Here is a 19,047-nt window from a genome sequence, read left to right on the forward strand (position 1 = left end):
TGGCGGTGACCGAGTGGCGGGTGATGGCGGTGCTGGCGCTGTATCCGGGGCTGTCGGCCGGCGAGGTCTCCGAGCGCACCGCGATGGACAAGGTGGCGGTGAGCCGGGCGGTGGCGCGGCAGCTGGAGCGTGGCTTCATCCAGCGCGAGACCCACGGCGACGACCGCCGCCGCTCGGTGCTGCACCTGACCGCGGCCGGGGTGGAGGTGTACCAGGTGGTGGCGCCGATGGTGCTGGAATGCGAACGGCGCCTGCTGGCGCCCTTCAGCGAGGACGAGCAGCGCCTGCTGAACCGGCTGATCGACCGCCTGGCGGCCGAGGGCCTGCCGAGCATGACCGGGCGCTGAGGCGCCGGGGCCCGTGCACTGCGGGCCTTTGACGTCGCAGGAGCGGCTTCAGCCGACCGAGCATTCCTGGGAAGCCCGGTCGCGGCTGATCCCACAAAAGGGGACAAGACCCGCTCCTACGAGAATTGTGCTTCGCGGCCGCTCAGGCCTTCGGCGGCGCCCATTCCTTGAGGAAGTCCGAGAACTTCCTGCGGTCGTAGTCCTTGCCCTTCTGCAGGTCGGCGAGCACCTGCGAGTGCAGCAGCTTGCCGTCGGCGTCGAGCACCAGCAGGTGCGGGAAGTCGACGATCTTCGGGTACTGCGCCATGAACGCCTCGTTCTTGTTGGCATCGCTGACGTTGACCTTGACCCAGACGAAGTTGGCGTCGCGGAAGCTGCGCAGCTCCGCATCGCCCTCGATGAAGGTGTCCAGGGTGTGGCACCAGTCGCACGCCTCGTTGCCCACGTCGAGCAGGATGCGCTTGCCGCCGCGCTTGGCCTCGACCATGGCGGTGTCCAGGTCGTCGGCCGGATTGCGCTGCGGATCGAACTGCGCGCCCAGGGCCTTGGCCGCGGCCACGTCGGCGGCGGCCGGGGTATTGCCCGAGGCCACCGGCTGGTTGGGATCGGCCACCGGCGGCTTCTGCACCGAGGTGTCCAGCGGCTTGGCCGGCGCCTGCGCGTCGGGCGGCGCCGCGGTCTGCCCGCACGCGCTCAGCGCCAGCATCGCCGCCAGGGCAGCGCAGATCGTCTTGTTCATCGCCATTGCGTCGTCCTCAGGTTACTTCACACCGTGCATCAGCTTGCTGATCAGCGGCGCGATCAGGAACAGCACCACGCCGGCGCCCAGCAGCGCCCAGAAGCCGAAGGTATACCCGCCCAGCGCGGACGACACGGTCATGCCGCCTTCGCCGCTGACATGGCTGGCGAAGATGCCGGACAGGTTGTTGCCGATGCCGGTGGACAGGAACCAGCCGCCCATGCCGAAGCCGACCAGCCGCACCGGCGCCAGCTTGGTCACCATCGACAGCCCGATCGGCGACAGGCACAGCTCGCCCACCGACTGGATGACGTAGACCATGAACAGGGTCCAGAACGGGATCTTGCCGGCGTCGTTGACCAGGCTCGACAGCGCGAACATCAGCAGCAGGAAGGCCAGGCCGTTGAACGCCAGGCCGAGCGCGAACTTGCGCGAGATCGAGGGATTGAAGCGGCCGGCCTTGACCCAGATCCAGGCGATGACCGGCGCCAGGGTGATGATCGCCAGCGAGTTGACCGACTGGAACCACGCGGTCGGGAAGGTCCAGTCGCCGAACTGGCGGTTGACGATCTCGTCGGCGAGGAAGGTGAAGGAACTGCCGGCCTGCTCGAAGAACATCCAGAACAGCACGTTGAAGGCGAAGATGATCAGCATCGCGATGACCTTGTCGCGCGCCACCTTGCCGTTGCGGATGCCTTCCACCAGCAACATGATCGCCAGGGCCACGAACATGGTGCTGAGGATCCACTGCAGCACTTCGGCGCCGGCGGCCAGCGCCAGGTACACCGCCGGGACCGCCACCAGCATGCCCAGCAGCACGTAGACCACGCGCATGCCGCCGGCACCGCCCGGCAACGGCGCGCCGATGCCCTTGAGCTGGCGGCGGCCGAACCAGAACCACACCAGGCTGATCAGCATGCCGATGCCCGAGGCGATGAACACCATCTTGTAGGACGGCATCGCTTCGGTGCCGAACACCTTCTCGGCCAGCTGCTGGGTCAGCCACGGCGCGATCATCGCGCCCAGGTTGATGCCCATGTAGAAGATGGTGAAGCCGCTGTCGCGGCGCGGATCGGCGGCGCTGTACAGCTTGCCGACCATGGTCGAGATGTTGGGTTTGAACAGGCCGTTGCCGACCACGACGGTGGCCAGGCCCAGTTCGAAGATCTGCGGGTTGGGCACGGAGATCAGGAACAGGCCGGTGGACATCACCGCCGCACCGACCAGGATCGAGCGCTGGTAGCCGAGCACCCGGTCGGCGATGTAGCCGCCGAAGATCGCCGCCGCGTACACCAGTGCCAGGTAGGCGCCATAGGTGGCGCTGGCCAAGGCCTGGCCCGAACCCTGGCCGCCATGGAACTGCGCCACGATGTACAGCACCAGCGCCCAGCGAATGCCGTAGAACGCGAAGCGCTCCCAGAACTCGGTCATGAACAGCATCCACAGCGGACGCGGATGCCCCAGCAGGGTCTTGAATTCGGGCGGTTGCGCTGACGGCGGCTGCGGTGAGGCGGGGTGGTTCGACGCGACGACGTCAACGCTCATGCGGTGTTCCCTTGCGTATTCAGGATGGGCTGGGGCGGTGCGTCCGGCCAGGCCGGGCAACGGGCGAGGATCACCGAGCGACGGCGTGGCGTCAAATGCGTGGTGGGGCCGGGACTCGGGACCCGGGGCCCGGGACCCGGAAAGGCGGGCCCCCGAAGGCCAGGGATTCCGGGCGAGAAGACGATGTGCGCATGCGGTACACCAGCTTCCACGCGGCACGCTACGCGGAAAGACGAACGCATCCGACCACGACGCAGCGCAGCAAGGCCGAGCGGCGCCTGCCAGCGCGCTCCACTACGGCGCTTGCGACGCCCCATCCGGGTCCCGGGTCCCGAGTTCCGGGTCCCGGGTCCCGAGTTCCGGGTCCCGGCTTTCCAGCCCCACCGACGTCCGCACCTCGAACAGTTCCGGAAAGAAGGTCAGCGCCAGCGCCTGCTGCAGGAAGCCGACGCCGCTGGAGCCGCCGGTGCCGCGCTTGAAGCCGATCACCCGCATCACCGTGCGCATGTGGCGGAAGCGCCACAGCTGGAACTGGGTCTCCAGGTCCACCAGGTCCTCGCACAGCGCGTACTCGCGCCAGTAGCGGTCGGTGTTCTCGTAGATGCGCTCGAACACCGGGCGCAGCAGCGAGTCGCTGACGTGCGGCTGGCGCCAGTCGCGGGCGTGGTACGACGCCGGCACCGCGTGGCCGAAGCGGGCCAGGTAGCGCAGGAACTCCTCGTACAGGCTGGGCGCCTCCAATACCGCCTGCAGCGCCGCCTGGCCCTGCGGGTCGTGGTCGAACACCGGCAGCATCTGTGCGTTCTTGTTGCCGAGCATGAATTCGATGGTGCGGTACTGCAGCGACTGGAAGCCGGAGGACGGACCCAGCACGTCGCGGAAGCCCATGTACTCGGACGGGGTCAGGGTCTCCAGCACCGACCACTGCTCGGTCAGCAGGCGCAGCACCTGCTTGCTGCGCGCCAGCACCTTGCGGCATTGCCACACCTCGTCGCGCTGCAGGTGCCCGATTGCCGCGCGCAGTTCGTGCGCCAGCAGCTTCAGCCACAGCTCGGAGGTCTGGTGCTGGACGATGAACAGCAGTTCGTCGTGGTGCGGCGGGCTCGACAACGGCTGCTGCGCCGACAGCAGCCGGTCCAGGCGCAGGTAGCCGCCGTAGGTCAGGCGGCCTTCCAGGTCGGTGTGGATGCCGGCTTCGAGCGGGCGCTGGTTCTGTTCGACGGGCATGGGCGGCGTGGGCGTTCCGGGCCGGCAAGGGTACCGCAGCGACGAATGTCACACATTCGTCAGCACCGGCTGACAAACTCCGGCACAATCGTCGGCGGCGCCTGGGGGGTGCCGTCGGTTCATCTGCGTAAGAGCGGCTAACGAAACTACTGCGCAGCCACCAGGCGGGCGCGGACGGTGCTCGGAATCCTCATGTACCACTCGTACACTGCGGTTCCTCCGCGCCGTCCGCACCCACCTGGCGACTGCTCGCTACGTTTCGTTCGCCACTCTTAAGTCCACGTCTTCAAGGATTGGGGAGATCTTGTTCATGCGAACCATGCTGCTTCGAGCTGCAGTGTTGTCGTGCGCGCTGGGTGGTGCCGGGTACGCCCAGGCCCAGGTGGTCATCAGCCAGGTCTATGGCGGTGGCGGCAACAGCGGCGCCACCTACAAAAGCGATTTCGTCGAATTGCACAACAACGGCAGCGAGGCGGTGAGCCTGGCCGGCTGGTCGGTGCAGTACGCCTCGGCCACCGGCAGCAGCTGGCAGGTCACCACGCTCAGCGGCAGCATCGCGCCGGGCGGCTACTACCTGGTCAAGCAGGCCGACGGCAGCGGCGGCAGCGCCGCGCTGCCCACGCCCGACGCCACCGGCACCATCGCCATGAGCGGCAGCGCCGGCAAGATCGCGCTGAGCAAGAGCAGCGCCGCGCTGAGCGGCGCCTGCCCGGCCGGCAACGCCGACTTCGTCGGCTACGGCAGCAGCGCCAGCTGCGCCGAAGGCAGCTCCCCGACCGCCGCGCCCAGCAACACCCTGGCGGTGCTGCGCGGCAACGGCGGCTGCACCGACAGCGACAACAACAACGCCGACTTCGCCACCGGCGCGCCGACCCCGCGCAACAGCGCCGCGCCGGTCAGCCTGTGCGGCGGCGGCAACCAGCCGGTGGCCAGCGTGGCCAACGTCAGCCGCGCCGAAGGCGACAGCGGCAGCAGCGCGTTCGTGTTCACGGTGACGCTGAGCCAGCCGGCCGGCAGCGCCGGTGTGACTTTCACCGTCGCCACCCGAGACGGCACCGCCACTGCCGGCAGCGACTACCAGGCACTGGCCGCGACCCAGGTGACCATCCCGGCCGGCGAAAGCAGCGCCGAGGTGCGCGTGCTGGTCAACGGCGACACCAGCAACGAACCCGACGAGACCTTCTACCTCGACATCACCGGCGTCAGCGGTGCGCTGCCGTCCACGCTGACCGCCAGCGGAGTGATCCTCAACGACGACTTCAACCTGGTGCCGATCCACAGCATCCAGGGCAGCGGCGCGCGCTCGCCGCTGGTCGGCCAGGTGGTCGCCACCAGCGGCATCGTCACCGCGCGGCGCAGCGCCGGCTTCTTCCTGCAGACGCCCGACGCTCAGGCAGACGCCGACCCGCTCACCTCCGAAGGCATCTACGTCTACACCGGCAGTGCGCCGCCGGCCGAGGCCGCGGTGGGCAATTCGGTGCGGGTGCAGGCCACGGTGGTCGAATATGTGCCCAGCACCGACCCCAGCCAGCCGCCGCTGACCGAACTGACCTCGCCGACGGTGCTGCTGCAGTCCACCGGCAATCCGCTGCCGGCCGCGGTCGAGCTGACCACCCGTTTCCCCGACCCGAACGGCGCCTACGACCAGCTCGAGCGCCTGGAAGGCATGCGCGTCACCGTGCCCAGCCTGACCGTTAACACGCCGACCCTGGGCAATGTCAACGAGACCAACGCCAGCGCCACCAGCAATGGCGTGTTCCATGCCGTGGTCACCGGCCTGCCGCGCGCCTGGCGCACCGCCGGCGTGCAGCAGCCCGACGCGCTGCCGGCCGGCTCGCCGGCCGATGTGCCGCGCTGGAACACCAGCCCGCAGGTGATCGCGGTCGGCAGCGCCGGCCTCGGCGGCCAGCGCATCGACGTGGCCGCCGGCTGCACCGTGCTCGGCGTCAGCGGCCCGCTGGACTACAGCTTCCGCCGCTACACCATCTACCCGGAAACCGCGCCCACCGTGCAGTGCGACGGCGCCGACCAGCCCAAGGCCGCCCCCGCGCCGCAGGCCGACGACGTCAACATCGCCACCTACAACATGGAGCGCTTCTTCGACGACCAGAACGACCCGGCGATCGGCGAACCGGTGCTGACCGCGGCCGCCTACCAGGCACGCCTCAACAAGGCCTCGCTGGCGATCCGCAACTACCTCAACACCCCCGACATCCTCGGCACGGTGGAGATCGAGAACCTGAGCGTGCTGCAGACCCTGGCCGACCGGGTCAACCGCGACGCGGTGGCCGCCGGCCAGCCCGATCCGCAGTACGTGGCCTACCTGCAGGAAGGCAACGACGTGGGCGGCATCGACGTCGGCTTCCTGGTCAAGACCGCGCAGATCGGTGCCGGCATCGCCCGCGTCGAGGTGGTCTCGGTGAGCCAGGAAGGCAAGGCCGCCACCTGGACCGAGCCGAGCGGCACCGTCAGCCTGCTCAACGACCGTCCGCCGCTGCTGCTGAAGGCGGTGGTGCATTTCGCCGACGGCCGTGCGCTGCCGCTGACCGTGGTCGAGGTGCACCAGCGTTCGCTCAACGGCGCCGAGACCGACGACGCCAGCGGCCAGCGCATCCGCGCCAAGCGCCAGGCGCAGGCGGTGTTCCTGGCCAACCTGCTGCAGGCGCGCCAGGCCGCCGATCCGACCGAGCAGTTGCTGGTGATGGGCGACTTCAACGCCTTCGAGTTCAACGACGGCTATGTCGATGCGATGGGCACCATCACCGGCCTGCCGGCGCCCGACGCGCAGACCGTGGTCGGCGGCGACGGCGCCACCCTGGTCGATCCGGCGCTGTACAACCTGACCCTGCTGTCGACGCCGGACCAGAGCTACTCCTACGCCTACGACGGCAACGTGCAATCGCTGGACCACATCCTGGCCAACCGTGCGCTGATGCGCTCGGCGCAGATCGCCGGTCTCAGCGAAGCCCATGCGCGGCTCAACGCCGACTTCCCGGCCGTGGCCCGCAACGACGCCAACTCGCCGGCGCGGCTGTCCGACCACGACCCGGCGGTGGTGCTGATCAAGCTCAAGCCGCTGGAGCGCGCCGACCTGAGCCTGCGCGTGAGCGCCGCCAACGCGTCGGTCTATGCCGGCGACACCATCCGCTACAGCGTGGAACTGGCCAACGCCGGTCCGGACGCGGCGCGTGCGGCGGCAGTCGCCTTCGCCCTGGACGCGGCGGTGGCCCCGAGCGTGACCGCCGCCCCGGGCTGGGACTGCGCCGCGCCGGAGGTGGCTGCGCAGACCGTGGTCACCTGCAGCACCGCGCAGTTCGCCGCCGGCACCACGCCGCGCTTCGAGGTGGCGGTGCCGGCCGGCACCGCCCTGGTCGGGCGCAGCCTGAGCCTTGCCGCATCGGTGGCCTCGCAGACCGAGGACCCCAACCCCGGCGACAACGGCGGCGGCGCCACCGTGGCGGTGCAGGCGCGTCCGGCCGGCGACCTGGCGGTGTCGATCGACGGCCCGGCCACCCTGCCGTTCTTCGCCTTCTTCGCCGACTACCGCATCGACGTGCGCAACCACGGCAATGCGCCGGTGCAGGGCGCCAGCCTGGAGATCGACGGCAGCACCCTGTCGGCGCTCACCGCGCTGGTGCCGCCGCGCGGCTGGCAGTGCGTGCGGCAGAACCACGGCCTGCGCAGCGCGCGCTTCCAGTGCCGCAGCGGCGCCGACCTGGCGCCGGGCGCCAGCGCCGCGTTCCGCCTGAGCCTGGCGACACGGCCGCTGCCGGCCGACCGCCAGATCGTGATCGGCGCCAGCGCCGGGTCGACCTCGGCCGATGCCGACCCGAGCGACAACAGCGCGCGCTTGAGCACCCGCGTGGAGGGGCTGCGCCTGTTCGGCCGCTGATCGCGGCAAGCGGTGCAGACGAAAGGGCGTGGCCGCAAGGCCACGCCCTTTTTGCTTGGGGCAACGCCACCCGGCGCCGATCACGCGCTGCCGAAAGCGCTATCGCGCAGGAGCGGCGTCAGCCTCGATGGGGGATTCCCGGTAACGCCCGTCGCGGCTGAAGCCGCTGTTACGAGGCGACGTCCATGCGGCTTGAGGGTGCGTAGCGGGCGATGCGCGATGCCCTTCCGCTGCTGCTGCACGTATACGCCTTCTGTCCTTGTCCGACACCCTCGCCTCCAGCGCGCGCACCGCACCGCTGGCATGTACCACCGCCACCGGTGGACACCCACGCGCACATGAACGGCATGCATCGCAGTGCAACATCGGCGATACCCAACGCCATCAATCGGCAACGCGGCGCGACCACGCTTTTCTTGTGCGATACGGCATCGCCGCGTGCTGCGGTGCACGACGGCTTTTGTGCACGGCTTCCTTAACATGCCGACTCATATCATTTGAAACTTGTTGTCGAGAGCGCCATCGCCATGAGCATCGCCGCCCAGTTCGAAATTGAGTTCCTGCAGTACCTCGACGCGGGCGGCCAGCCGGTCCGCGACGCGCTTCCGGCCGACTCGGCCAACCCGCAGACGCTGCTGGCGCTGTTCAAGCAGATGCTCTACGTGCGCACCTTCGACAGCAAGGCGGTGGCCCTGCAGCGCACCGGCAAGCTGGGCACCTACGCCTCCTGCCTGGGCCACGAGGCCACCCACATCGGCATCGGCGCGTCGATGCGCCGCGGCGACGTGCTGGCGCCCAGCTACCGCGAGTACGGCGCCATGTTCATGCGCGGCGTGCGCCCGCGCGAGATCCTGCTGTACTGGGGCGGCGACGAGCGCGGCAGCGACTTCCAGCGCGATTCCGACGCCGCCCGCGACTTCCCGATCTGCGTGCCGATCTCCACCCAGTGCCTGCACGCCGCCGGCGCCGCGCTGGCGTTCAAGCTGCGCGGCGAACCTCAGGTGGCAGTGGCCACCTGCGGCGACGGCGGCTCGTCCAAGACCGACTTCTATGCCGCGCTCAACTCCGCGGGCGCCTACCAGCTGCCGCTGATCCTGTGCGTGATCAACAACGGCTGGGCGATCTCGGTGCCGCGCAACGCGCAGACCGGCGCGCAGACGCTGGCGCAGAAGGGCCTGGCCGGCGGCCTGCACTGCCTGCAGGTGGACGGCAACGACCTGATCGCCGTGCTCGAAGCGATGCGCCAGGCGCGCGAGCGCGCGCTGGCCGGCCAGGGCGGCACGGTGATCGAGTTCATGACCTACCGCCTGTCCGACCACACCACCGCCGACGACGCGCGCCGCTACCGCGACGACGCCGAGGTCAAGCAGGCCTGGGAACGCGAGCCGCTGCTGCGCCTGCGCACCTGGCTGAGCGCGCAGGGCCTGTGGAGCGAAGAAGAGGAAGCAGCGTGGAAGCAGGAATGCGCGCGCCTGGCCGACATCGAACTCAACGCCTACCTGGAAACCCCGGTGCAGCCGGTGGAAGCCATGTTCGACTACCTGTACGCCGACCCGCCGCCGGACCTGCTCGCGCAGCGCGCCGAGGCCATCGCCCTGGAGCAGCGCCATGGATGAGTTGAGCCCCCGCCTCGCCGATCACACGGCCGCGCCTGCGGCCGGCACCGCCCACAGCGCCGCCACCGCGCGCGGAGACAGCCCGATGACCAGCACGCCCATTACCCTGATCGAAGCGGTGACCCAGGCGCTGGCCTGGGAACTGCAGCACGACCCGTCGGTGCTGGTGCTGGGCGAGGACGTGGGCGTCAACGGCGGCGTGTTCCGCGCCACCGCCGGCCTGCAGCAGCGCTTCGGCGCGCAGCGCGTGCTCGACACCCCGCTGGACGAGACCACCATCGCCGGGCTTAGCGTCGGCCTCGCCGCGCAGGGCATGAAGCCGGTGGCCGAGGCGCAGTTCGACGGCTTCGTCTATCCGATGGTCGATCACCTGATCTGCCACGCCGCGCGCCTGCGTACCCGTACGCGTGGCCGCCTGCACTGCCCGATGGTGCTGCGCGTGCCGTGGGGCGGCGGCATCCGCGCGCCGGAGCACCACAGCGAAGCCAACGAAGCCATCTTCACCAACGTGCCGGGCCTGCGCGTGGTGCTGCCGTCCTCGCCGCAGCGCGCCTACGGCCTGCTGCTGGCGGCGATCCGCGAGCCGGATCCGGTGATCTACATGGAACCCAAGCGCATCTACCGGCAGTACAAGGAAGTGGTCGCCGACGATGGCGAGGCGCTGCCGCTGGACGTGTGCTTCGTGCTGCGCGACGGCACCGACGTGACCCTGGTCGCCTGGGGCGCGCAGGTCAAGGAAGCGCTGGAGGCCGCCGACCGCCTCGCCGCCGACGGCATCAGCGCCGAAGTGATCGACGTGGCCACGCTACGCCCGCTGGACTTCGACACCATCGCCGAGTCGGTGGCGCGCACCGGCCGCTGCGTGATCGTGCAGGAAGCCCCGCGCAGCGCCGGCTTCGGCGCCGAGATCGCCGCGCGCCTGGCCGAGCAGTCGATGTACGACCTGGTCGCGCCGGTGCAGCGCGTGACCGGCTACGACACCCACATCCCGCTGTTCCGGCTGGAAATGAAGTACCTGCCGAGCACCGACAAGATCGTCGCGGCGGCCAAGCGGGCGATGGCCGCGGGTTGATATGCAGGCACGTTTGATCAGCGATTACCGCGCCGCCTATCCGCATCCGATCCGCATCGCCGCCGGCGAGCGGGTCGCGCTGGGCGTGCGCGACGAAGAGTGGCCGGCGTTCGTCTGGATCACCGGCACCGCCGGCAGCGCCGGCTGGGCGCCGCTGGCCTGGCTGCAGCCGACCGGCGACGGCCATGCCGTGGCGATGCGCGACTACGACGCGCGCGAACTCGATGCCGCGCAGGGCGACACCGTCGTCCTGCATCACGAATACGGCGACTGGTGGTGGGCCGAGCGCGCCGACGGCACGCAGGGCTGGCTGCCGGCACGCGACCTGGAACTGCTGGAAGAGACCACATGAGCCAAACCAAGAATTTCAATCTGCCCGACCTGGGCGAAGGCCTGCCCGACGCCACCATCGTCGAGTGGTTCGTCAAGGAAGGCGACACCATCCGGCTGGACGAGCCGCTGGTGTCGATGGAAACCGCCAAGGCGGTGGTCGAAGTGCCCTCGCCGGTCTCCGGCAAGGTGCTGAAGCTGGCCGGCGCGCCGGGCGACATCGTCGTGACCGGCAGCATGCTGGCGCAGTTCGCGCCCGACCCGAACCTGCCGCAGCGCGCCGAAGGCCAGGACACCGGCCATCACCATGGCGGCGCGGCACCAGCCGCGTCCGGCAAGGGCGCCGGCGCGGACACCGCTGCGGCCGACGACCGCGTGGTCGCCTCCGACGACGGCGGCGAACTGCACGACGCCGACAACGCGCAGGCCGCGGGCGAGCGCGACGATGCCGGCACCGTGGTCGGGGCGATGCAGAGTTCCAACACCGTGCACAGCGAGCAGGCCGTGTCGGTCGGCGGCGTACGCGCGATGCCGGCGGTACGCGCCTTGGCCAAGAAGCTCGGCGTGGACCTGGGCCGCGTGCGTGCCAGCGGCGCCGACGGCGCAGTCACCCTGGCCGACGTCAAGCAGGCCGCGGCCGATGGTTCGGCGAAAGCCGGCGCCGCTGCAGGAACGGCTTCGGCCGCGACTGCACGGAGCCCTGCCGTCGCGGCTGAAGCCGCTCCTGCGCCGGCCCGCACATCCCAGGCCGCACCCGCGCGCACCCCGCTCTCCGCCGCCGGCAAGCCGATGCGCACGCAGCCGCCGGGCGTGGCCATGCAGGGCCAGCCCGAGCCGCTGAAGGGCGTGCGCCGCAACATGGCGCGAGTGATGGCCGAGGCGCAGCGCCAGGTGGTGCTGACCACGCTCAACGACGATGCCGACCTGCACGCATGGGCGCCGGGCAACGACACCACCGGGCGCCTGGTGCGCGCGATCGTCGCCGCCTGCCAGGCGGTGCCGGCGCTCAACGCCTGGTTCGACGGCGAGGCGCTGACCCGCACCCTGCACGCGCACGTGGACATCGGCATCGCCGTGGACACCGACGACGGCCTGTTCGTGCCGGCCCTGCGCAACGCCGACATGCTCGATGCGCGCGGCGTGCGCGAAGGCATCAACCGCCTGCGCCAGCAGGTGGAGGCGCGCAGCATTCCGGCCTCGGAGCTGAGCGGCTACACGATCTCGCTGTCCAACTTCGGCATGTTCGCCGGCCGCTACGCCACCCCGATCGTGGTGCCGCCGTGCGTGGCCATCGTCGCCGCCGGTCGCGCCCGCCACCAGTTGGTGCCGGTGATGGGCGGCGTGGAGACGCACAAGATCCTGCCGCTGTCGCTGAGCTTCGACCATCGCGCCTGCACCGGCGGCGAAGCGGCGCGCTTCCTGCGCGCGATGATCGACGACCTGGCGCTGCCGGGCTGAGCGCCGGCCCTCTTGCAGATCAGCCGACCTGCCTGACGCCAGACGGTGCATCTGCTGCGCTGACGCAGTAGATGCACCGTCATGGTGGTATGCACCCCCATTGTGGGAGGGACTTCAGTCCCGACGCGACAAACAAAAAACGGCAGGGCTCAAGCCTTTCTATAGCCGATATCCCGGAGGTCACGTACACGGGGCATGTTCTCCGCGGTCTTCTAGAAATCGCGTCGTCATTCCCCGAGCAGTTCCAGCACAGCGCGTCGGGGCTGAAGCCCCTCCCACAGTGCAGGGATCAAGTGCTACCGGCGGTCCTGCATTGGTGCTGCCGATCACTCCGCATGCATTCGGTGCACATCCGCCGATCTGCATAAAACCAGACGGTGCATCTGCGCATCAGGTACAGCAGATGCGTCCCGTGTGGGAGGGACTTCAGTCCCGACGCGACGAACTAAAAGTACCGCGATTGAGGCCGTTCTGCATTGGATGCCTCGGAGGCCACGCAGAGGCGCGCGTGGTCTCTGCAGTCTTCTACACACTACGGGATGCTCTCCCGAGCAATTCCTGCACAGCGCGTCGGGGCTGAAGCCCCTCCCACAGTGCAGGGACCAAGTGCTACCGGCGGTCCGGCATTGGTGCTGCGATCGCTTCGCATGCATTCGGTGCACATCCGCCGACCTGCATGCACCGTGATGGCGAACCGCTTGGCGCGATTGCGCGTCACACGTCGCAGCGACGGCCATACCGCATCTGCTCGATGCAAAAATCCTGAACGCAACCTGTCTACCACGCGACGCGACGCCGCCGTTATGGTCGCTGCACAGGGGGAGGCACTGCGCCGATCGGCCGCACTGCCCTGAACGTCATGCCACGCACCGCGCCACGGCCGCTTCGCTGCCGCGTCGGCGCGTCCTTCCTTCTTGCGCTCGAGGATTCCGCACATGACCCAGTCGCTTCGTCATCGCCCGTTGGCACTGCTGCCGTCCCTGCTGCTCGCGCTCGCCGCCACCTCCGCCAGCGCCGCGCAACGCGTGGATCTGCACGCCAAGAATCCGGACACGCTCGGTACCCAGTACCGCAGCGCCGCCGCGCGCGTGGGCGGCATCCCGGCCGCGGCCGCGGTGCGCCATGCCGAACTGATCGGGCTGGACGCCGAGTCCGCGCTGACCCTGCTCGGCAGCAGCGAAGATGCCGACGGCACCGTGCACCGCCGCTACCAGCAGACCTTCCGCGGCATTCCGGTGTGGGGCGAGCAGGTGATCGTCAGCGAGCGCGCCGACGGCAGCGTGCGCAGCCTGTTCGGCCGCTCGGTGGCCGGGCTGGCCAGCGAGTTGCCGGCGACTGCCGCCAATGCGCCCAGCGCCACGCTGACGGCCGACCGTGCGTTGCTCCTGGCCCAGCGCGTCGCGCTGGGCGCGGCCCAGGCCGATCGCCGCATCGAACGCGCGCAGGCGCCGCAGATGATCTACCTCGACGACAGCGACCGCGCGCACCTGGCCTACGTGGTGTCGTTCTTCGCCGATGCGCCGAACGGCGGCGCGCCGAGCAGGCCGTTCGTCATCGTGGATGCGCGCAGCGGCGCCATCCTCAAGCAGTGGGACGCGCTGACCACGCGCGACGCCACCGGCCCGGGCGGCAACGCCAAGACCGGCCAGTACGAGTACGGCAGCGACAGCATCCACGGCTTCCTGGAGGTGGACGACAACTGCCGCATGCAGAACAGCAACGTCAAGTCGGTGAACCTCAACGGCGGCAGCTCCGGCACCACCGCGTACCAGTTCACCTGCCCGCGCAACACCTACAAGGCCATCAATGGCGCCTATTCGCCGATCAACGACGCGCACTACTTCGGCGGCGTGATCGAGAAGATGTATCGCAGCTACGTCGGCGTGGCGCCGCTGACCTTCCAGCTGGTGATGCGCGTGCATTACGGCACGCGCTACGAGAACGCGTTCTGGAACGGTTCGACGATGAACTTCGGCGACGGCAACACGCGGTTCTATCCGCTGGTCAGCGCCGACGTCGCCGGCCACGAGGTCTCGCACGGCTTCACCGAGCAGCATTCCAACCTCACCTATTCCGGCCAGTCCGGCGGCATCAACGAGGCGTTCTCGGACATGGCCGGCGAGGCCACCGAGTACTACCTCAAGGGCACGAACGACTTCAAGGTCGGCACCGAGATCTTCAAGGCCAACGGTGCGCTGCGCTACATGGCCACCCCGACGCAGGACGGCAGCTCTATCGACAACGCCGCCAACTACCGCAGCGGCCTGGACGTGCATTACTCCTCGGGCGTCTACAACAAGGCGTTCTATACCCTGGCCACCACCTCCGGCTGGAACACGCGCAGCGCCTTCGAGGTATTCGCCCGCGCCAACCAGTTGTACTGGACGCCCAGCACCAGCTTCAACAGCGGCGCCTGCGGCGTGCAGACCGCCGCGAGCGACCTGAGCCGTTCGGTGACCGCGGTGCGCAATGCCTTCGCCGCGGTCGGCGTGAGCTGCCCGCAGTAAGGCCTGCACGGACGCGCACGGCCATCCGCGTGGATGGCCGTGCGTTGCAGTTCGGGATGGGGATTGGGGATTGGGGATTGGCAACAGCTGCTCTCGCCGATCGCCGCGTAGGAGCGGCGCTTGTCCCCTTTTCGGGATCAGCCGTGACGGGCGAAGCGGCGTGCTTTCCGATGCCGCAATGCGTCGGGACTGAAGTCCCTCCCACAGTGCACTCGGCGAGCTCGCCGCACGCCCTTGTGGGAGTGGCGCTTGTCCCCTTTTCGGGATCAGCCGCGACGGGCGAAGTGGCGTGCTTTCCGGTGCCGCAATGCGTCGGGACTGAAGTCCCTCCCACGGTGCACTCGGCGAGCTCGCCGCACGCCCTTGTGGAAGCGGCTCTTGTCCCCTTTTCGGGATCAGCCGCGACGCGCGATCGCCAGACGCGTCACGACGGGAGCCGCGCGTAAGCCAGGTCGGCGATACTGTCCAGTCTCACCTTCGCTGCCCCTCCCGATGCCGTTCGCTTCCCTCGGTCTGTCGCCCGCGCTGTATCCCGCCTTCGCCGCCGCGCTCGCGCGCGCCGGCTGGCAGACGCCCACGCCGATCCAGCAGCAGGCCGTACCGCTCGTCGTCGCCGGCCACGATCTGCTGGCCATGGCGCAGACCGGTTCCGGCAAGACCGCGGCGTTCGCGCTGCCGTTGCTGCAGGCCTGCGCGCAGGCGGCCAGGCCGGCGCGCTCCACCCGCGTGCTGGTGCTGGTGCCGACCCGCGAACTGGCGGTGCAGGTCGCCGACACCTTCGTCGCGCTGGGCCTGGAATTGCCGCGGCGGCCGCGGGTGGTGGTGGCGGTCGGCGGCGTCTCGATCAATCCGCAGATGCTGGCGCTGCGCGGCGGCGCCGACGTGGTGGTGGCCACGCCCGGGCGCCTGCTCGACCTGCTGGCGCAGCGCGCGCTGCAACTGGACGCGGTGGCGCACCTGGTGCTGGACGAGGCCGACCGCCTGCTCGACCTGGGCTTCGGCGCCGAACTGGAGCGGCTACTGCAACTGCTGCCGCCGACGCGGCAGACCCTGTTGTTCTCGGCCACCCTGCCAGCCCCGATCGCGGCGCTGGCCACGCGCCTGCTGCGCGCGCCGCGACGCATCGGCGACGCCGCCGACGCAGCACCGATCCCGGCGACGCTGCACCAGCGCGCGATCGAGGTCGACGACGGGCGTCGCCTGGCCTTGCTGCAGCATTTGCTGGAACAGGAAGCATGGCCACGCGCACTGGTGTTCGTCGCCAGTCGGCGCAGCGCCGAGCAGGTCGCCACGGCGCTGGCCAAGGCCGGCATCGCCGCACAGCCACTGCACGGCGACCTCGCACAAGGGCGGCGCCTGCGCACCCTGGAGGCGTTCCGCCAGCAGCAGGTGCGGGTGCTGGTGACCACCGACCTGGCCGCGCGCGGCATCGACATCGCCGCGCTGCCGGTGGTGGTGAACTACGACCTGCCGCGTTCCACCGCGGACTACACCCATCGCATCGGCCGCAGCGCGCGCGCCGGTGCCGAGGGCCAGGCGCTGAGCTTCGTCGACGCGGCCAGTGCGGCGCATCTGCGCCTGATCGAAAAGCGGCAAGGCGTACGCGTGCCGCGCGAACGCATTCCCGGTTTCGAGCCGAAGCAAGCGCCACCCCCGGCCGCCGCACCGTCCACGGAGGCGGCCGTCTCCACCGGCGGCATCAAGGGCAAGCGACCGAGCAAGAAGGACCGGCTGCGCGCGGCGCGTGCGCAGGACGGGGAGCCGCCCGCGAGCGGCTGAGCGGCGCCGCGTGGGCTGTACCACGCTTTACTGCGGCATCCGTCGCCACACAGACGCGTGCCGAGATCAGGCACGTTTCCGGCCAGAACATCAGAACGACCGCGTCGCCATGCGACCCGGGCTTGTCGGACGGATCCGACCAAGGACGCCAGGAGCGTCCGCGCCAACGCGTGCCGCAGTCGGCCCTCTGGCCAGAAACGCCTGGAAGGCCTGGCGCACCGCGGCAAGCGCTGCGGCAATGCCAAAGGGCGCGGGCAGTGGCCTGGCGTCGCACGTCGATGCCACGGCGCCGCCCCCGGCGCGACAGGCACGCCGAATCGCGCTCAGTCCTCGAAGGGATCGTGCTCGCTTTCGTCCTGGCCGCCCTTGGCCCGCGGCGGCCGCGTGCACGCGCGGCTGCGGATTTCCACGTAGAACTGCTCGCCGCCGGCGGCGACCAGCGCGTCGACCGCACGCAGCAGTTCGGCCGGCGGCAGCACCGCGGCGGTGGCTTCCTCGGTGCCGAACAGGGTGTCGAAATCCCAGTAGTCCGCACCGGCCGGCAAGGTCTTGCGGCGCTCGCGGCGGATGTACTTGCGGATGTCGTGCTTGGCGGCGTCGAGCAGGCGGTCGGGATGCTTGCCTTCGATGCGGAGCCGGTAGGTCTTCTTCACTGCGGGAAATCCTGGAAAGGGAATGCGGCGGTCATCGCAGGGCGACGGCGCGGCGGGCGCACCGACGGACGGCGCGTACGACGGCCGCCATGGTGCCAGAAGCGGCCACGCGCTGCGGATTGCGCGGATAATCGGCGCACGCCCCACGGCACGCAGGAGCCACCGATGACCGATCCGTCCGCTTTCGCGGGATACCGCGTGCTCGTCGCCGGCGCCAGCCGCGGGATCGGCCTGGCGATCGCCGATGCCTTCGCCCGCCATGGCGCCGCAGTGGCGATCTGCGCGCGCAGTCCCGCGCCGCTGGCCGACGCCACCGCGCAGTTGCAGCGCCACGGCCACCCGGTCGCGGCGCAGTGCTGCGATCTGGCCGACGCCGCGCAGATCCAGACCTGGGTGGCCCAGGCCGCGGACGCACTGGGTGGCATCGACGTGATGATCAACAACGCCTCCGGCTACGGCCATGGCGACGACGATGCGAGCTGGCAGGCCGGCTTCGACATCGACCTGATGGCCGCGGTGCGCTGCAATCGCGCCGCATTGCCGTACCTGCGCGGCAGTGGTCGCGGCTGCATCCTCAACATCAGCTCGATCAACGGCCTGCGCCCGACGCCGCGGGTGCCGGCGTACTCGGCGGCGAAGGCGGCGCTGAACTACTACACGACCACCCTGGCGACGCAGCTGGCGCGCGAGCGGATCCGGGTCAATGCGATCGCACCCGGTTCCATCGAGTTCCCCGGCGGCCTGTGGGAGCAGCGTCGCCAGCAGCAGCCCGAGCTGTACCGGCAGATCCGCGCCAGCATTCCGTTCGGCGCCTTCGGCGCGATCGACGATGTCGCCAACGCGGCACTGTTCCTGGCCTCGCCGCAGGCACGCTGGATCACCGGCCAGGTGCTGGCGGTGGACGGCGGGCAGTCGCTGGGCGCCTGAGGAGGCTCGGTGTGCGGCCGCGTCCAGTGCGCGCGAGCGCGCTGCGGCGAGCGTGGGCTGCACGCGATGCCGTGGTGATGTGGCCTGGCGCCGGCGTCACGCCGCGGACGATCCACAGAGAAGTCGCCCAAACGTGCGTTGGCGGGCAATGCTGCGGACTCGCGCACGACGCTCCCATCCCGAATCCCCACTCCCCAATCCCGGCCCCTAAACCAACTGCGCCGCATCGACGACCTGCACGCCCGGTCGCGGCTGCAGCGCTGCCGCGACCAGCGCCGCGGCGATGCGTTCGGCCGGATTGATCCGGTAGCGCCGCGGCAGCAGCGGTCCGAGCGCACGCAACACCACACTGGCGGCATGCTCGCCGCGGCGGCGTTGCGCACGCTCGCCGCCGATCAGGCCCGGCCGCACCAGGGTCAGCGACGTAAAGCCGAGCGCGCGCAGGTCGTGTTCCAACTCGCCCTTGACCCGGTTGTAGAAGGCCCATGACCGCGGATTCGCACCCAGCGCGGAGTTCAGCGCGAAGGCCTCGGTGCCGTGCTGGCGCAGCAGGCGCGCGATCGCCAGCGGATAGTCGTGATCGACCCGGCGGAATGCCGCGCGCGAGCCGGCCTGGCGCATCGTGGTGCCGAGCGCGCAGATCGCCGCCTGCACCTGCCACCACGGCGCCTGCGCCGGCAGCGCGTCGAAGTCGAGCACCGGGTTGAGCAGCTTCGGATGGACCAGCTCCAGCGCGCGCCGGGTCGGCGCGATCACCGCGCTGCAGGCGGGGGCGGCCAGCAACTGGCGCAGCACGTGGGCACCGACCAGGCCGGAGGCGCCGGCGAGCAGGATTTTCATGGGAACGGCCTTGGTGTTGGCTGGGATGGGGCGACTATCGCAGGGGTGGTGGCAAGGTGCTGTCTGGGATGTTTGCGGCGGGCGGTGGGCTATGAGGCGCTGCGCGCCCGTACCC

14 protein-coding genes and 1 other RNA gene are annotated in these 19,047 nt (G+C 70.1%); 10 read left to right on the forward strand and 5 right to left on the reverse strand.

From position 1 onward, the window contains the following. Positions 1-347 (forward strand): MarR family transcriptional regulator (locus tag CEK69_RS20610; RefSeq protein WP_152240090.1); only part of this gene is annotated, 347 nt, incomplete at its 5' end. A 142-nt stretch (positions 348-489) separates the two neighbouring features. Here the strand turns inward: CEK69_RS20610 and CEK69_RS20615 are convergent. The 3 genes from CEK69_RS20615 to CEK69_RS20625 form a co-directional block, all read right to left on the reverse strand. Next, on the reverse strand, positions 490-1,092 hold the full coding sequence (locus CEK69_RS20615) for a thioredoxin family protein (RefSeq protein ID WP_017911302.1): 603 nt from the start codon (positions 1,090-1,092) through the stop codon (positions 490-492). A 15-nt stretch (positions 1,093-1,107) separates the two neighbouring features. Further along, positions 1,108-2,631 carry an oligopeptide:H+ symporter gene (locus CEK69_RS20620; protein WP_152247666.1) on the reverse strand — a complete coding sequence of 508 codons (1,524 nt, stop codon included), beginning with the start codon at positions 2,629-2,631 and terminating at the stop codon, positions 1,108-1,110. Positions 2,632-2,925: 294 nt separating this feature from the next. Further along, a complete protein-coding gene (locus CEK69_RS20625) occupies positions 2,926-3,858 on the reverse strand; it encodes a tryptophan 2,3-dioxygenase family protein (protein WP_152247668.1) in 933 nt (310 codons plus the stop codon). A 192-nt stretch (positions 3,859-4,050) separates the two neighbouring features. On the opposite strand from CEK69_RS20625, the gene CEK69_RS20630 reads away from it, so the two are divergent. From CEK69_RS20630 to CEK69_RS20665, 8 genes are all read left to right on the forward strand, one after another. Further along, positions 4,051-4,126: non-coding RNA, sX9 sRNA (locus CEK69_RS20630), on the forward strand. A gap of 42 nt (positions 4,127-4,168) precedes the next feature. Then, positions 4,169-7,750: a lamin tail domain-containing protein gene (locus CEK69_RS20635; RefSeq protein WP_152247670.1), complete on the forward strand. Its 3,582-nt coding sequence runs from the start codon at positions 4,169-4,171 to the stop codon at positions 7,748-7,750. Positions 7,751-8,277: 527 nt separating this feature from the next. Beyond that, a complete protein-coding gene (gene pdhA, locus CEK69_RS20640; protein WP_017916506.1) occupies positions 8,278-9,366 on the forward strand; it encodes a pyruvate dehydrogenase (acetyl-transferring) E1 component subunit alpha in 1,089 nt (362 codons plus the stop codon). Continuing rightward, positions 9,359-10,438 (forward strand): alpha-ketoacid dehydrogenase subunit beta, encoded by a 1,080-nt coding sequence (locus CEK69_RS20645; protein ID WP_017910227.1) that lies wholly within the window; start codon positions 9,359-9,361, stop codon positions 10,436-10,438. Before pdhA ends, CEK69_RS20645 begins: the two co-directional genes overlap by 8 nt. Before the next feature lies 1 nt (position 10,439). Further along, positions 10,440-10,790 (forward strand): SH3 domain-containing protein, encoded by a 351-nt coding sequence (locus CEK69_RS20650; protein WP_017910228.1) that lies wholly within the window; start codon positions 10,440-10,442, stop codon positions 10,788-10,790. Then, the gene (locus tag CEK69_RS20655; protein ID WP_152247672.1) at positions 10,787-12,226 is read left to right on the forward strand and encodes a dihydrolipoamide acetyltransferase family protein; all 1,440 of its coding nucleotides are present in this window, start codon (positions 10,787-10,789) and stop codon (positions 12,224-12,226) included. Before CEK69_RS20650 ends, CEK69_RS20655 begins: the two co-directional genes overlap by 4 nt. Positions 12,227-13,161: 935 nt before the next feature. Further along, on the forward strand, positions 13,162-14,733 hold the full coding sequence (locus CEK69_RS20660; protein ID WP_152247674.1) for a M4 family metallopeptidase: 1,572 nt from the start codon (positions 13,162-13,164) through the stop codon (positions 14,731-14,733). Between the two features lie 492 nt (positions 14,734-15,225). After that, positions 15,226-16,512 (forward strand): DEAD/DEAH box helicase, encoded by a 1,287-nt coding sequence (locus CEK69_RS20665; protein WP_152247676.1) that lies wholly within the window; start codon positions 15,226-15,228, stop codon positions 16,510-16,512. Between the two features lie 323 nt (positions 16,513-16,835). Here the strand turns inward: CEK69_RS20665 and CEK69_RS20670 are convergent, their stop codons facing one another. After that, positions 16,836-17,165: a DUF6172 family protein gene (locus tag CEK69_RS20670; protein WP_017909718.1), complete on the reverse strand. Its 330-nt coding sequence runs from the start codon at positions 17,163-17,165 to the stop codon at positions 16,836-16,838. A gap of 165 nt (positions 17,166-17,330) precedes the next feature. On the opposite strand from CEK69_RS20670, the gene CEK69_RS20675 reads away from it, so the two are divergent. Further along, entirely contained in the window at positions 17,331-18,092 is a 762-nt protein-coding gene (locus CEK69_RS20675) for an SDR family NAD(P)-dependent oxidoreductase (protein ID WP_152247678.1), read from the forward strand. Positions 18,093-18,299: 207 nt separating this feature from the next. Here the strand turns inward: CEK69_RS20675 and CEK69_RS20680 are convergent, their stop codons facing one another. After that, positions 18,300-18,932 (reverse strand): NAD-dependent dehydratase, encoded by a 633-nt coding sequence (locus tag CEK69_RS20680; protein ID WP_148829834.1) that lies wholly within the window; start codon positions 18,930-18,932, stop codon positions 18,300-18,302. Positions 18,933-19,047: the final 115 nt, after the last annotated feature.

Source organism: Xanthomonas sp. LMG 12462 (genome assembly GCF_009192885.1).
Taxonomy (GTDB): Bacteria; Pseudomonadota; Gammaproteobacteria; order Xanthomonadales; family Xanthomonadaceae; genus Xanthomonas_A; species Xanthomonas_A sontii.